17 protein-coding genes are annotated in these 12,953 nt (G+C 66.2%); 12 read left to right on the forward strand and 5 right to left on the reverse strand.

All coding sequences use genetic code 11. The features are described 5' to 3' along the window. Positions 1-139 precede the first annotated feature (139 nt). The 8 genes from recA (at position 140) to OTERR_RS15705 (ending at position 6,326) form a co-directional block, all read left to right on the forward strand. Positions 140-1,165, forward strand: a complete 1,026-nt coding sequence (gene recA, locus OTERR_RS15670; protein ID WP_149426342.1) for a recombinase RecA — start codon at positions 140-142, stop codon at positions 1,163-1,165. A gap of 30 nt (positions 1,166-1,195) precedes the next feature. Beyond that, positions 1,196-1,633, forward strand: a complete 438-nt coding sequence (gene recX / locus OTERR_RS15675; RefSeq protein ID WP_246154220.1) for a recombination regulator RecX — start codon at positions 1,196-1,198, stop codon at positions 1,631-1,633. A gap of 6 nt (positions 1,634-1,639) precedes the next feature. After that, positions 1,640-2,416, forward strand: a complete 777-nt coding sequence (lptB, locus tag OTERR_RS15680; RefSeq protein WP_149426344.1) for an LPS export ABC transporter ATP-binding protein — start codon at positions 1,640-1,642, stop codon at positions 2,414-2,416. A gap of 79 nt (positions 2,417-2,495) precedes the next feature. Further along, entirely contained in the window at positions 2,496-3,992 is a 1,497-nt protein-coding gene (locus tag OTERR_RS15685) for an RNA polymerase factor sigma-54 (protein WP_149426345.1), read from the forward strand. Between the two features lie 12 nt (positions 3,993-4,004). After that, a complete protein-coding gene (gene hpf / locus OTERR_RS15690; RefSeq protein ID WP_054619923.1) occupies positions 4,005-4,325 on the forward strand; it encodes a ribosome hibernation-promoting factor, HPF/YfiA family in 321 nt (106 codons plus the stop codon). A gap of 255 nt (positions 4,326-4,580) precedes the next feature. Then, positions 4,581-5,066, forward strand: coding sequence for a PTS IIA-like nitrogen regulatory protein PtsN (gene ptsN, locus OTERR_RS15695; protein WP_054619922.1), 486 nt, complete (start codon positions 4,581-4,583; stop codon positions 5,064-5,066). Then, positions 5,035-5,970: an HPr(Ser) kinase/phosphatase gene (gene hprK, locus OTERR_RS15700; RefSeq protein ID WP_054619921.1), complete on the forward strand. Its 936-nt coding sequence runs from the start codon at positions 5,035-5,037 to the stop codon at positions 5,968-5,970. Before ptsN ends, hprK begins: the two co-directional genes overlap by 32 nt. 38 nt (positions 5,971-6,008) lie before the next feature. After that, positions 6,009-6,326, forward strand: a complete 318-nt coding sequence (locus OTERR_RS15705) for a PsiF family protein (protein ID WP_054619920.1) — start codon at positions 6,009-6,011, stop codon at positions 6,324-6,326. An 80-nt stretch (positions 6,327-6,406) separates the two neighbouring features. On the opposite strand, the gene OTERR_RS15710 is transcribed toward OTERR_RS15705, so the two are convergent. The 3 genes from OTERR_RS15710 to OTERR_RS15720 all read right to left on the reverse strand — a co-directional run bounded on the left by OTERR_RS15710 (position 6,407) and on the right by OTERR_RS15720 (position 9,222). After that, on the reverse strand, positions 6,407-7,324 hold the full coding sequence (locus OTERR_RS15710; RefSeq protein ID WP_054619919.1) for an FHA domain-containing protein: 918 nt from the start codon (positions 7,322-7,324) through the stop codon (positions 6,407-6,409). A gap of 160 nt (positions 7,325-7,484) precedes the next feature. Beyond that, positions 7,485-8,501, reverse strand: a complete 1,017-nt coding sequence (gene ttcA / locus OTERR_RS15715) for a tRNA 2-thiocytidine(32) synthetase TtcA (protein WP_425466041.1) — start codon at positions 8,499-8,501, stop codon at positions 7,485-7,487. Beyond that, entirely contained in the window at positions 8,476-9,222 is a 747-nt protein-coding gene (locus OTERR_RS15720) for a pteridine reductase (RefSeq protein WP_054619918.1), read from the reverse strand. The genes ttcA and OTERR_RS15720 overlap by 26 nt, the downstream gene beginning before the upstream one ends. A 164-nt stretch (positions 9,223-9,386) precedes the next feature. Between OTERR_RS15720 and OTERR_RS15725 the strand changes: the two genes are divergently transcribed. Continuing rightward, positions 9,387-10,544 carry a class I SAM-dependent methyltransferase gene (locus OTERR_RS15725; RefSeq protein ID WP_149426346.1) on the forward strand — a complete coding sequence of 386 codons (1,158 nt, stop codon included), beginning with the start codon at positions 9,387-9,389 and terminating at the stop codon, positions 10,542-10,544. An 18-nt stretch (positions 10,545-10,562) separates the two neighbouring features. On the opposite strand, the gene OTERR_RS15730 is transcribed toward OTERR_RS15725, so the two are convergent. Beyond that, entirely contained in the window at positions 10,563-10,892 is a 330-nt protein-coding gene (locus tag OTERR_RS15730) for a hypothetical protein (protein ID WP_054619916.1), read from the reverse strand. Between the two features lie 104 nt (positions 10,893-10,996). On the opposite strand from OTERR_RS15730, the gene OTERR_RS15735 reads away from it, so the two are divergent. Further along, positions 10,997-11,194: a YjfB family protein gene (locus tag OTERR_RS15735; protein WP_149426347.1), complete on the forward strand. Its 198-nt coding sequence runs from the start codon at positions 10,997-10,999 to the stop codon at positions 11,192-11,194. Between the two features lie 27 nt (positions 11,195-11,221). On the opposite strand, the gene OTERR_RS15740 is transcribed toward OTERR_RS15735, so the two are convergent. Next, a complete protein-coding gene (locus OTERR_RS15740; RefSeq protein ID WP_149426348.1) occupies positions 11,222-12,028 on the reverse strand; it encodes an alpha/beta hydrolase in 807 nt (268 codons plus the stop codon). 133 nt (positions 12,029-12,161) lie between these two features. Between OTERR_RS15740 and OTERR_RS15745 the strand changes: the two genes are divergently transcribed. Next, the gene (locus OTERR_RS15745) at positions 12,162-12,359 is read left to right on the forward strand and encodes a DUF2905 domain-containing protein (RefSeq protein ID WP_054619913.1); all 198 of its coding nucleotides are present in this window, start codon (positions 12,162-12,164) and stop codon (positions 12,357-12,359) included. A gap of 31 nt (positions 12,360-12,390) precedes the next feature. Beyond that, the gene (locus tag OTERR_RS15750) at positions 12,391-12,894 is read left to right on the forward strand and encodes a DUF4124 domain-containing protein (RefSeq protein WP_149426349.1); all 504 of its coding nucleotides are present in this window, start codon (positions 12,391-12,393) and stop codon (positions 12,892-12,894) included. Positions 12,895-12,953 lie beyond the last annotated feature (59 nt).

Here is a 12,953-nt window from a genome sequence, read left to right on the forward strand (position 1 = left end):
CCCGCGATGAGCGGGGCGCCGAAAAAGCAAAGCGCCATTTTAGCCCAGCCCCCGCGCCATGCTGCGGCAATGGGCGGGGCCCGAGAGGGATCGGCCGGTTTGTGCAATAATCGGGCCATTCTTGCAAAGGACTTGCGACATGGACGAAAACAAAGCCAAAGCCCTGACGGCCGCCCTGGCCCAGATCGAAAAGCAATTCGGCAAAGGCTCCATCATGAAGATGGGCGAAACCGAGGTGGATCAAGGCCTCCAGGTGGTTTCCACCGGCTCCCTCGGCCTCGACATCGCCCTGGGCGTCGGCGGCCTGCCGCGCGGTCGCGTGGTCGAGATCTACGGCCCGGAATCCTCCGGCAAGACCACCCTGACCCTGCAGGTCGTGGCCGAAATGCAAAAGATGGGAGGCGTGGCCGCCTTCATCGACGCCGAGCACGCCCTGGACCCTCAGTACGCGCAAAAGCTCGGGGTCAAGATCGGCGACCTGCTGATTTCCCAACCCGACACCGGTGAGCAGGCCCTGGAGATCGCCGACATGCTGGTGCGCTCCGGCGGCGTAGACGTGATCATCATCGACTCGGTGGCCGCCCTGGTGCCCAAGGCCGAAATCGAAGGCGAGATGGGCGATTCCCTGCCCGGCCTGCACGCCCGCCTAATGAGCCAGGCCCTGCGCAAGCTCACCGCCAACATCAAGAAGACCAACACCCTGGTGATCTTCATCAACCAGATCCGCATGAAGATCGGCGTGATGTTTGGCTCCCCGGAAACCACCACCGGCGGCAACGCGCTCAAGTTCTACGCCTCGGTGCGCCTCGATATCCGCCGCATCGGCGGCATCAAGAAGGGCGATGAGGTAATCGGCAACGAGACCAAGGTCAAAGTGGTGAAGAACAAGGTCTCGCCCCCGTTCCGCGAAGCCATCTTCGACATCCTCTACGGCGAAGGCATTTCCCGGGAAGGCGAGATCATCGACATGGGCGTGGCCCACAAGATCGTCGAGAAGTCCGGCGCCTGGTATGCCTACAACGGCGAGAAGATCGGCCAGGGCAAGGACAACGTGCGCGAGTACCTGCGTCAGCACCCGGAAATGGCCGCCGAGATCGAAGCCAAGGTGCGCGCTGCCGTCGGCGTGGCCTCGCCCACCGGCGTCGCGGCGCCGGCCGAAGCGTAAGGCGGGTTGCGGGGGAGAATGCGCGCGCCGGTGGAACGCACCCTGCGGGAACGGGCGCTCTCCCTGCTCACCCGGCGCGAGCATGCCCGGGCCGAACTGGCGCGCAAGCTGGCGCCCCACGCCGAAAGTAGCGAGGAGCTGGAGCGGCTGCTCGACGAGTTAGCCGCCCGCAAACTGCTGTCCGACAGCCGTTACGCCGAAATGCGCGTCACCGTACGGGCCGGTCGCTACGGCGATCAGCGTCTCCGCCAGGAACTGGCGGCGGTCGGCGTCGATGAAGACACCATCGCCACCGCCCTGGAAAGTACCGACGACGAGCTGTCCCGGGCCCGCTCGGTCTGGCTGAAGAAATTCGGCACCCCTGCCGCGGACGCGGCGGCACGGGCCAAACAAATGCGTTTCCTCGCCCAGCGGGGTTTTTCCATGGAGATCATCCGCCGCGTACTACGTGGCCTCGATGATGAATAAAACCGCATGAAAGCTGCCACCCTGTCCCCTGCCGAGACGGCCTCGCCGGTGCCGCCCAGCCACAGCCGCCTGTCCGCCCACAACCTGAAGAAGCGCTACAAGAAGCGCACTGTGGTTCATGACGTCTCCTTCGACGTGGCCAGTGGCGAGGTAGTGGGTCTGCTCGGCCCTAACGGCGCAGGCAAGACCACCTGTTTCTACATGGTGGTGGGCCTGGTGGCCGCCGACGGCGGCGAGGTTTACCTGGACGAGGCCCGCCTAACCCACCAGCCGATCCACCAGCGCGCCCACCAGGGGCTCTCCTACCTGCCCCAGGAAGCCTCGGTATTCCGCAAGCTGAACGTGGCCGAGAATATTCAGGCGGTGCTGGAACTGCAGAACCTGCCGGAAGACGAGGTGAAGAACCGCCTCGAATCCCTGCTCGACGAACTGCACATCGGCCACTTGCGCGGCACCCTGGCGGTGGCCCTGTCCGGCGGCGAGCGGCGCCGCGTCGAGATCGCCCGGGCCCTGGCCACCAACCCGCGCTTCGTGCTGCTCGACGAGCCCTTCGCCGGGGTGGACCCGATCGCCGTGCTTGAAATCCAGAAGATCATCCGCTTCCTCAAGGCCCGCGGCATCGGCGTGCTGATCACCGACCACAACGTGCGCGAGACCCTGGGCATTTGCGACCGGGCCTATATCATCAACGAAGGACGGGTACTGGCAGCCGGCCGCCCCGACGAGATCGTGCACAACGAAGAAGTGCGCAAGGTCTACTTGGGCGAGCACTTCCGCCTGTAACGGTCCGCGCCATGCTCCTGTTTCACCTCCCCCGCCGCATCGCTGCGCCGCCCCGCCGGGCGGCCTGCTGCCGTAGCCGATGAAACCCAGCCTCCAGCTCAAGCTCTCGCAACACCTGGCGCTCACGCCCCAGTTGCAGCAGTCGATCAAGCTGCTGCAACTGTCGACCCTCGAGCTGAACCAGGAGATCGAGCATTACCTGCTGGAAAATCCGCTACTGGAACGGGAGGACGATTACGAGCCCAGCCCCCCCCCGACCGATGCCGGCTTCGCCGACGCCCCGGGTGGCGCCCTGCCGAACGACCGGGACGAAGCGGACGCCCGTGGCGAGCGTGAGGAGGCGGCGGACCCTGGCGATAGCAACGAATTCAGCGCCGAGAACAACGCCGAAGGTAGCCTCGACGACGGCTGGTTCGCCGAAGGCAGCTACCCGAGCGGCAGTCGCGACAACGATGGCGACGACGAGGGAGATGGCCAGGACATCCAGGCCGCCACTACCAGTCTGAAGGAACACCTGACCTGGCAGTTGGGGCTGATCCCCCTGTCCGACCGGGACCGCAGCCTGGCCTGTTTCCTGGTCGAGGCCCTCGACGACGACGGCTACCTCGACCAGTCCCTGGAAGAACTGGGGGAAGCACTGCCCGCCGAACTGGAGGTCGAGCCGGAAGAGCTGGAGATCGCCCTCAAGCACATCCACAACCTGGAGCCGACCGGGGTGGGGGCCCGCAGCCCTCAGGAATGCCTGGCATTGCAACTCAAGGCGCGTCCCGCCGAACCGCTGCGCAACCTGGCCCTGACCCTGGTGGAAAAATACTTGGACCTGCTGGCCAGCCGCGACTTCACCCGGCTGAAGCGCCAACTGGGCTGCGACGACGATACCCTGAAGGCGGTGCAAACCCTGATCATGGGCCTCAACCCCCGCCCCGGGGCCCAGTACGCGCCCCTGGAAACCCGCTACATCGTGCCCGATGTCATCGTGCGCAAGGTGCGCAACCAGTGGGTGGCGAGCATCAACCCGGACGCCTTCCCGCGCCTGCGGGTCAACCGCCTCTACGCCGACCTGCTGCAGAAGCACCGCACCCGCGGCGACGGTGGCGGCATGTCCGGCCAGTTGCAGGAAGCGCGCTGGCTGATCAAAAACGTGCAGCAGCGCTTCGACACCATCCTGCGCGTCTCCCAGGCCATCGTGGACCGGCAGCGCGCCTTCTTCGACCACGGCGAGGTGGCGATGCGCCCCCTGGTGCTGCGCGAGATCGCCGAGATCCTCGATCTGCACGAATCCACCGTCTCCCGGGTGACCACCCAGAAGTACATGGCCTCGCCCCGGGGCATCTTCGAACTGAAATATTTTTTCGGTAGCCACGTGGCCACCGATACCGGTGGCGCTTGCTCGGCCACCGCCATCCGCGCCCTCATCAAGCAATTGGTGGGGTCGGAAAACGCCAAGAAACCCCTCTCGGATAATCAAATTGCCGATATTCTCGGACAGCAGGGCATTGTCGTAGCCCGCCGGACGATAGCAAAATACAGAGAGGGGATGGGCATTCCAGCGGCCAATCTCCGTAAGTCCCTCTAAAGGAGTAGAACCATGAATCTGCAGATCAGTGGGCATCACCTGGAAGTCACCCCGGCGATCCGTGAATATGTGACCGGCAAACTGGACCGCGTCATCCGTCACTTCGACAACGTGATCGACGTGAGCGTGATCCTGTCGGTCGAGAAGCTGAAGCAAAAGGCCGAAGTGACCGTCCACGTACGCGGCAAGGACATCTTCGTCGAAAGCGAAGATACCGATCTGTATGCCGCAGTCGACAGCCTGATCGACAAGCTGGACCGCCAGATCATCAAGCACAAGCAGAAAATCCAGGATCATCACCGCGACGAGAAGAACATCCCCGTCGCCGAGTGATCTAATCTTGCGGATCGGCCAGGCCCCGACGGGGCCGGCCGTCTGTTCCCTCACGGGCCTTTTTCACGCTTCCGGCAAGCTTTTCGCCCCCGTCAGCGCAACCTTCCGGAAATCCTGTATCCTCCCGGCCACATTGCGTGGTTGGTGCCCAAACGCCCCGGCCCGCTTTCCTTTCCCGGCCCGCCCCGTATTCACAGCCACCGTACTATCCCGTGTGCTCGGGCAGGCTCATTCAACGTCTCCGTGGATCATCCTATGGAGCTCATCGCTAAACTTCTCCCTCCTGAAAACGTCGTCCTGGACCTGGAAGCCACCAGCAAGAAACGGGTCTTTGAACAGGCGGGCATTCTTTTCGAAAACCAGCACGGGGTTGCCCGCGCCACGGTGTTCGACAGCCTGTTCGCCCGGGAAAAGCTCGGTTCGACCGGCCTCGGCCAGGGTGTCGCCATTCCCCACGGCCGCATCAAGGGCCTCAAGGAAGCCGTTGGTGCCTTCCTGCGCCTGACGGCGCCGGTGCCCTTCGATGCGCCCGACGGCAAACCGGTGAACCTGGTGTTCGTGCTCCTGGTGCCGGAACAGGCCACCGAGCAGCACCTGCAGATCCTCTCCGAACTGGCCCAGCGCTTCTCCGACCGGGGCTTCCGCGAGCAGCTGGCGAGCGGCAGCGATCCGGCCGCCCTGCGCGACCTGTTCATCCACGGGGCCTCCCATGCGCCAGATCAGCATCGCGCAGCTGTTTGAGGATCACCGCGACAAGCTCGACCTGACCTGGGTTGCCGCCAGCGGCGCCAAGCGCCATCTCGAACTCAAGGAACGGGGCAACTACGGGGCCGACGTGGTCGGCCACCTCAACCTGATCCACCCGGAGCGCCTGCAGGTGTTCGGCCTGGCCGAGCGGGAATGGTCGCTGCGGGTCGCCCCCCAGCGCCTCAAACAGCAGGTGGACGACCTGATCGCCGCTCACCCCCCCGCCATCATCATTGCCGACGGACTGGAAGTCCTGCCCACCATCCAGGAGGCCTGCGAGGCCACCGGCACGCCCCTGTTCGCCACGCCCAAGCCATGCTCGGCAGTGATCGACCTGCTGCGCATCTACCTGTCGCGCCGCCTGGCCGACACGGTGGCGGTGCATGGCGTGTTCATGGACGTGCTCGGCATGGGCGTGCTGATCACCGGCGACTCCGGCGCTGGCAAGAGCGAACTGGCCCTGGAGCTGATCTCCCGTGGCCATGGCCTGGTGGCCGACGACGTGGTGGAGCTGGCACGTATCGCCCCCACCACCATCGAGGGTCGCTGCCCGGGGATGCTCAAGGACTACCTGGAAGTGCGCGGCCTCGGGCTGCTCAACATCCGCACCATCTTCGGCGAGACCGCCTCGCGGCGGAAGATGAAGCTGAAGCTGATCGTGCACCTGCAAAAACCGGTGGCCGGGGTGGAAAGCCCGCGCCTGCCGCTGGACGCCCAGACCCAGGACATCCTGGGGGTACCGGTGCGCAAGGTGATCATTCCCGTGGCCGCCGGGCGCAACCTGGCGGTGCTGCTGGAAGCGGCGGTGCGCAACACCATCCTGCAGCTGCGCGGCATCGACAGCATGGAAGAATTCATTCAGCGCCAACAGCGTGAATTGTTGGACGAAGACCTGTAAGCTAGGCTGACGTCATTACCCCACCAGGAGGAAGTGCCATGAAGTCGATTGCTGCCGCTGTTGCCCTGACCTTCGCCACCCTCGCCGCCGGCTCCGCTCTGGCGGCCGAGGAAAAGAAACCCACCCCACAGCAGGAACGCATGAAGTCCTGTAACAAGGATGCCGGCGAACAGGCGCTCAAGGGGGATGCACGCAAGAAATTCATGAGTTCCTGCCTCAAGGGCGAAACCGCCGCGGCCGACACCAAGGCCACCCCCCAGCAGGAAAAGATGAAGGCCTGCAACAAGGAAGCCGGCGACAAGGCGCTCAAGGGCGACGAGCGCAAGAAATTCATGAGCGGTTGCCTGAAGGGCTGATCCCGCCTTTCGCATCCCTGCCGCATCATGCAAAAGGGCCGGTCAGCTGACCGGCCCTTTTACGTGGTTCGATACGGCGTTCAGAGGTGCTCGAAGGTCACCACCTCCACTCCCGGAATGGTGGTGGAATGGCCAAACGCCAGTTGCCCGGCACCACGCAGGACGATTTCCTCGCGGCGCAGGAACAGTTCCGGATCACCGGCGAACACCAGGTAGGTGCCGTTGGTGCTCTGGTCCACCAGCACGTAGCCGTCGTCGCGCCGCTCGATGCGGGCATGGCTGCGCGAAACCTTGCTGTCGGCGACGATCACGTCGTTGCCATTGCCCCGGCCAATCATCAGGGCGACCGAACCCGAATCGAGCAGGTAGGCCTTGCCCCGGTAGCGCACGCAAAAGCGCCCGCTGCTGGCAGCCGGGCTCGGGGTTGCGGCACGAGGGGCGGCGGTGCGACTGCTGGCGGCATTGAGGCCGGCAACCGTGGTCGCAGCCAGGGGTGAAGCGCTGGCCGCAGGCTCGCCCGCTTCCGGATCAAAGACGTAGACCGGGGCCAGTTCGCTGGGCACCTCGGCCACCTCGACCAGCTGCTCCTGCTCCTCGGCGCTCAACAGCGCCCGGGTACCGCTGTCGAGGGCGACCCGCCCAGGCACGCAGACATCGGCAAGACGCCCCGCCCGCTCGACAACGGCCGCGTCGTCCAGCGGGCCGGCGCAGAGGCCAAGTTGCAGGTCGAGCTTGATTCCCGATACCGGCGGCAGGTCCTCGACCCGCACCAGCATCTCCAGAGTGCCTTGCCAGGCCGCTTCGGCGGCGGGAAAACCGGCCACCATCTGGCCAGCCACGCACTGCCCGACGGTGCCCCCCGCCCCCAGGACGGAACGCTCCACCCGCTTCAGGCAGCGGTCCACCGCGTGCTGGGCCTCCAGCCGGCCGATCTTGCCTGCCAGCCGGGCCGCGCCCACCACGTCGATGTGCAATACCAGCGCAGCCGGACTACTCATGGCGCCCCTCCCGTTGTTGCCATCCCCTTACCACCCCCATGATGTACTGATCCCTTGTTGAGTTATTGGTATGAGGCTGCCCCCGATCCCTCCCGAAATCGGCGGGACAACCCAGTGTAGCAAACCTCGGATTGTCAAAAATCCACGTTGCCGGCGGATGTCACCGGGTCACCACCGGCAACGGAAAACCTGCGGCCACGACGCTGTCCTGCTCATCCCCAGCCATACCGCCGGCTCGGGCCCAGGCGCCATGGTCGATCGAAGGCAGTTCCGGCGCGTCGAAGGCCAGGTCGCCGCCATCGGCATCGGCGGGGTCCATGCCCAAGCGCAAGCCCTTGAAGTCGAACAGGTTGTTATCGGCCAGGTGGGACGGCACCACGTTCTGCAACGCCGTCAGCACCGCCTCGGTGCGGCCGGGGAATTTCTGGTCCCAGTCGGCCATCATCTCGCGGATCTTCTGCCGCTGCAGGTTCTCCTGGGAGCCGCACAGGTTGCAGGGGATGATCGGGTAGCCCATACCCCGGGCGAAGCGGGCAATCTCGGCCTCGGCGCAGTAGGCCAGGGGACGGATCACCACATGGGCGCCGTCGTCGGTCACCAGCTTGGGCGGCATGGCCTTGAGCTTGCCGCCGAACAGCAGGTTGAGGAACAGGGTATGCACCATGTCGTCCCGGTGGTGTCCCAGGGCGATCTTGTTGGCGCCCAGCTCCTTGGCGGTGCGGTAGATGATGCCGCGGCGCAGCCGCGAGCACAGGGAACAGGTGGTCTTGCCTTCGGGGATCTTCTCCTTGACCACCGAGTAGGTGTCGGCCTCGACGATACGGAAGTCGATGCCCAACCCGGCCAGGTAGGTGGGCAGCACCTCGGCGGGAAAGCCCGGCTGCTTCTGGTCCAGGTTCATGGCGATCAGGCGGAAATCCACCGGCGCCCGCTCGCGCAGGGCCATCAGGATCGACAGCAGGGTGTAGGAGTCCTTGCCGCCGGACAGACACACCAGCACGGTATCGCCGTCCTCGATCATGGCGTAATCGCCGATAGCCCGGCCGACCTGGGCCTCGAGCTTCTTCTTGAGCCGCAGGAAATTATTCGAAAAATCCACGATACCGCTTCTTTCATCGGCGGCGGAACCGGGCCCGCCGCCCAAAACAGGGTCAGAGATGGGCGCTGCGCCCACCATCGACATTGATCACCTGGCCGGTGACATAGCTTGCCTCGGCCAACAAAAACCGTACCGCCCGGGCGATATCGTCCGGGCTCCCCTCGCGCTTGAGCAGGGTATGGTCGACGATGGCCTGGCGCTCCGCCGCCGGAAAATCCTCACCTTCCGGCCACAGGATGGGACCCGGCGCCACCGCATTGACCCGTACCTCGGGCCCCAACTCTACCGCCAACGCCCGGGTCAGAGTCAGCAGCGCTCCCTTGGCCGCACAGTACAGGGGATAACCGGCCAACGGGCGCTCGGCATGGATATCGGTGATGTTCACCACGCCTCCCCGGCTCGCCTTGAGGGCGGGCCACGCCGCCTGGGTCAGAAACAGGGGGGCCTTGAAGTTGCTGCCGACCAGGTCATCCCAAGCCGCCTCGGTGATCTCCCCGACCGGGGTGGGGTAGAAACTGGAGGCGTTGTTGACCAGGCCGTCGAGGCGACCGAAGCGTTCCAGCACCGCCGCGATCAAGTCGGGCACCCGCGCCGTATCGAGCAGGTCGGCCTGCAAGCAGGCCGCCGAGCCGTGGCGCAGGGACTCGAACTCGGCGGTCAGGGCCTGGGCGTCCTGGGCGGCGTGGCGATAATGCAGCACCACCGTCGCCCCGGCCCCGTGCAGGTTGCGGGCAATCGCCCGCCCCACCCGCCGGGCAGCCCCGGTCACCAGAATCACCTTGCCCGCCAGCTCGTTCATCGCTCCCTCGGTGTTTTGCCAGACTTTGCGCTAAGTTTGCGAATTTTAACGGATTGCCCGATGATTCCGGCCTTTTCCTGACGGCGGACCGCCGTTAAAAATTTCACAAAAGCGGAAATATTTCACACTTCATTTCCGGCAATCTTTCCCGCCTCCCCCAGCCCATGGCCTTGCCTCCGCCCTCCTCCGACGCCCAAGCCGCCAGCGATGCCCTCGTCGCCCAGATCCGCCAGCAGATCCAGGACCAGGGCGGCTGGATTTCCTTCGCCCGCTTCATGGAAACGGCGCTGTACGCCCCCCGCCTCGGCTACTACGCCGGCGGGGCGCACAAATTCGGAGCCGCCGGCGATTTCGTCACCGCACCGGAACTGACCCCCCTATTTGCCTACGCCCTGGCCAATCAGGTCGCCCAGGGGATGGCGCTGAGCGCCCCCCAAGTGCTGGAAGCCGGCGGCGGCAGTGGCCGCCTGGCCGCCGACCTGCTGCTCGCCCTGGAAGCCCGGGGCGCCGTGCCGGAGACCTACGCCATCCTGGAAGTGTCCGGCGAACTGGCCGCCCGGCAGCACGCCACCATCGCCGCCGCCGCCCCACACCTGCTGCCCCGGGTGCAGTGGCTCGACCGATTGCCCGAAACCTGGCGCGGGGTGGTACTCGGTAATGAAGTGCTCGACGCCATGCCGGTACAACTGGCGCACTGGACGGCGCACGGCGTGGAGGAGCGGGGCGTCGCCCTGGCCGCCGACGGCCGCTTCGTCTTCGCCGACCGGCCGGCCTCGCCCTCCCTGGCCAGCGCAGCCGCCCGCGTCGGCAGCGACTACCGCATCGCTCCGGGTCACCTGTCGGAGATCAACCTGGCCGCCGAAGCCTGGATGGGCGAATGGGGCCGGCGCCTGGAAGCCGGCCTGGTGCTGCTGCTCGACTACGGTTTTCCGGGGCGGGAGTACTACCACCCGGACCGGACGGGGGGCACCCTGATGTGCCACTACCGTCACCACGCCCACCCGGACCCGTTCTACCTGCCCGGGCTACAGGACATCACCGCCCACGTCGATTTCACCGCCATGGCCGAGGCCGCCTACAACGGCGGCCTGGACGTGCTGGGCTACACCAGCCAGGCCGGCTTCCTCTACGACTGCGGCCTGCTCGATGGGCTCAACGCCCTGCCGGCGGACAGCACCGCCCGGATCAAGGCGACCAGCGCGGTCCACAAGCTGACCTCGCCGGCGGAAATGGGGGAATTGTTCAAGGTACTGGCCTGCGGCCGGGGCCTCGCCGCGCCGCTGCTGGGCTTTGCCCACCACGACCGGCTGGCCGCCCTCTAAACCGGCCGCGGCACCGCCCTAGCGGCCGTCCTTGACCTGCCACAGGGCCTTGGCGAAGGCCTTCCAGGCATCGTTACCATGGGCCAGGATGCCCTGCTCGGCACTGTGCTCCATGGACTTGAGCATGATTCCGGACAGGCCGAACAGGTCGAGCTTGGCCTGGGCCAGGTGATCGCCGCCCCCCGCCTGTTCGCGGATCTTGTGCAGGGTGGTCGGGGAGAGCATTTCCTCGGCCAGGGCGCGCATTTGCGCCGGGTCGGCCCAATCGGCGCCGAGGGCGATCAGGCGGCGGGTGATTTCGTGGGAAATGGCGTCGGCGTCTTGGCCGTAGCGCAGGGCATCGATCATGGAACAACCTTATGGACGTGCCGCCGGCGGGAGGGCGACCCGATGGCGGCGACTGGGACGTCTATAATAAGGTGGTTTTCGCGCCCGCCGAATAAAGGAATTCCATGGACATCAACAGCATTGCCTCCACCGCGACGGCCATGACCACCCTCAACCAGGTCAACCAAGCCCAGCTGAGCGTGCTCAAAAAGGCCCTAGATATCGAGCAGCAAGGCGCCATGGCCCTGATCGACGCCCTGCCCCAATCCGGCGGCCCCAATCTGCCGCCCAACCTGGGCCAAAACGTCAACACCACCGCCTGAGCGCCAGGCGATCCAGGGCCTGGCGGATTACAGCCCCTGGGCGTGCAGCCAGGCGGCCAGATGTTCGGCCACCTGCTGCCACTCCGCTTCCAGCATCATGCCGTGCCCCATGCCGGGGAAAATGTGGGCGGGGACATCGTAGGCCGCCGCCGTGGCCCGTACCTGGGCGGCAGGAATCAAGCGGTCCTCTTCCGCCCCGAGCACCAGCAGCGGCGGCACTTCCATCGAATACAAGCGGGGCAGGTCGAACAGGCTCATGTCCCACAGCGCCCGAGCCGATTCGCCCTGCATCAGGCCGTAATAGCGCTCCAAGCGCTCGGCGGCCACCGGCTGGGCAAACAGCACCTCGGCGAGCAGGTCCGGGTGGGTGGCATGCCCGGCCATGTAGCGGTTGATCTCACCGAACAGGTCCGGACGCGCCACCGCCAGGTGCATGGTGCTGGCGGCCAGCCCCTGGGGCGGCACCGAGGCCAGCAAGGCCGCCGCCGGCCAGGGTTCGTCCTTGGCGTATTCGAGGCACTTCTGCACCACGAACCCGCCCATGGAGTGGCCGATCAGCACCGGTGGGCGCTCCATGCCGGCGGCGACGAAGCGCACGTCGCGCACGTAGTCGCCGATGCTCCACCAGTCCAGGTGGTCGTGGCCTTCACTCTCGCCGTGGCCGCGCAGCGACACGGCATGCACCGTATAGCCCTGGGCGGCAAACCAGGGCAAGAAATATTCGTCCCAACACCAAGCGCCGATAAAGGCGCCGTGCACGAACAGCAGCGGAACAGGCTTGCGCGCCATGCCGCTGGGCGGAATGCGCGTGATGATTTCCAGTTTGGGGGTCATAGGGTCGATCCAGGGGGCGCCGGCAGGGCGCCGCAGGAGAGGCTGGCCGCGGCCCGGCGGCGGTGCGCGGGTCCAGCCAGAAAACACCGGAGCGGCGTGGTTAAATGGCGGCTTCGGTTACTGGTTTTTCTTCATGTTGAAGTGGATTATTGCATTGGGACTGGCCGTTCTCGTCATCGGCGTGCTGAATCCGGCCCTGGCCCGGCGTCTGCCCCTGGGGCGCCTGCCCGGGGACGTGAGGGTGGTGCTGCGCGGACGAGCCTACCATTTCCCGTTTACCACGACCTTACTGCTGTCCCTATTGCTCAGCCTGGTGCTGCGCCTGTTGTAGTGCCGGCCACGCTGGCGGGACCCCCACTGCCATGACCCGATCGCCCTCCCCCCCTGTCCTCCTCCTCGCCCTGCTGCTGGCCCTGGGTGCCGCCCCGGCCAGCGCCCAGATGTACCGCTACATCGCCCCGGACGGGCGCACGGTGTTTGCCGATACGGTGCCGCCGGGCGCCCGACAGGTGGAGAAGATCGCTCCGGCGGATGAGGCCTCGCCCCAGGAGGCGGAAGCCGCCCGCCAGCAGGTCCGCCAGCAGTTGGAGCGGGAAAAGGCCGAAGTCGAGCAGATCCAGCGCCGCCAGGAGCGCTTCGATGCCGCTTACGACCAGATGAAGGCCGCCGAACGGGAGCTGGAGGCCGCCCGGCAGCGCCAGAAAGACGGGGAGGAGCCCTTGCCCGGCGAGCGGGTCGGCAACCGGGGCGGCGGCTCCCGCCTGCGTGAAACCTACTTCCAGCGCCAGGACCGGCTCAAGGCCGACGTCCAGCAGGCCGAACAACGGGTCGAGGCCCTGCGCGCCAAGACCCGGGCCCTGGAATAAGCCCCGGGGACAGGCAGGCACGCCGCCCCCGCCTCGGGTGTGGACCGGCCCAGCCCACC

This window comes from Oryzomicrobium terrae, from assembly GCF_008274805.1.
In the GTDB taxonomy this organism is placed as follows: Bacteria; Pseudomonadota; Gammaproteobacteria; order Burkholderiales; family Rhodocyclaceae; genus Oryzomicrobium; species Oryzomicrobium terrae.

Excerpts from the sequence above, each read along its gene's own strand:
- recA (WP_149426342.1), top strand. The coding sequence starts at position 140 with ATGGACGAAAACAAAGCCAAAGCCCTGACGGCCGCCCTGGCCCAGATC.
- lptB (WP_149426344.1), top strand. The coding sequence starts at position 1,640 with ATGAAAGCTGCCACCCTGTCCCCTGCCGAGACGGCCTCGCCGGTGCCG.
- OTERR_RS15685 (WP_149426345.1), top strand. The coding sequence starts at position 2,496 with ATGAAACCCAGCCTCCAGCTCAAGCTCTCGCAACACCTGGCGCTCACG.
- hpf (WP_054619923.1), top strand. The coding sequence starts at position 4,005 with ATGAATCTGCAGATCAGTGGGCATCACCTGGAAGTCACCCCGGCGATC.
- ptsN (WP_054619922.1), top strand. The coding sequence starts at position 4,581 with ATGGAGCTCATCGCTAAACTTCTCCCTCCTGAAAACGTCGTCCTGGAC.
- hprK (WP_054619921.1), top strand. The coding sequence starts at position 5,035 with ATGCGCCAGATCAGCATCGCGCAGCTGTTTGAGGATCACCGCGACAAG.
- OTERR_RS15705 (WP_054619920.1), top strand. The coding sequence starts at position 6,009 with ATGAAGTCGATTGCTGCCGCTGTTGCCCTGACCTTCGCCACCCTCGCC.
- OTERR_RS15710 (WP_054619919.1), bottom strand. The coding sequence starts at position 7,324 with ATGAGTAGTCCGGCTGCGCTGGTATTGCACATCGACGTGGTGGGCGCG.
- ttcA (WP_425466041.1), bottom strand. The coding sequence starts at position 8,501 with ATGGTGGGCGCAGCGCCCATCTCTGACCCTGTTTTGGGCGGCGGGCCC.
- OTERR_RS15720 (WP_054619918.1), bottom strand. The coding sequence starts at position 9,222 with ATGAACGAGCTGGCGGGCAAGGTGATTCTGGTGACCGGGGCTGCCCGG.
- OTERR_RS15725 (WP_149426346.1), top strand. The coding sequence starts at position 9,387 with ATGGCCTTGCCTCCGCCCTCCTCCGACGCCCAAGCCGCCAGCGATGCC.
- OTERR_RS15730 (WP_054619916.1), bottom strand. The coding sequence starts at position 10,892 with ATGATCGATGCCCTGCGCTACGGCCAAGACGCCGACGCCATTTCCCAC.
- OTERR_RS15735 (WP_149426347.1), top strand. The coding sequence starts at position 10,997 with ATGGACATCAACAGCATTGCCTCCACCGCGACGGCCATGACCACCCTC.
- OTERR_RS15740 (WP_149426348.1), bottom strand. The coding sequence starts at position 12,028 with ATGACCCCCAAACTGGAAATCATCACGCGCATTCCGCCCAGCGGCATG.
- OTERR_RS15745 (WP_054619913.1), top strand. The coding sequence starts at position 12,162 with ATGTTGAAGTGGATTATTGCATTGGGACTGGCCGTTCTCGTCATCGGC.
- OTERR_RS15750 (WP_149426349.1), top strand. The coding sequence starts at position 12,391 with ATGACCCGATCGCCCTCCCCCCCTGTCCTCCTCCTCGCCCTGCTGCTG.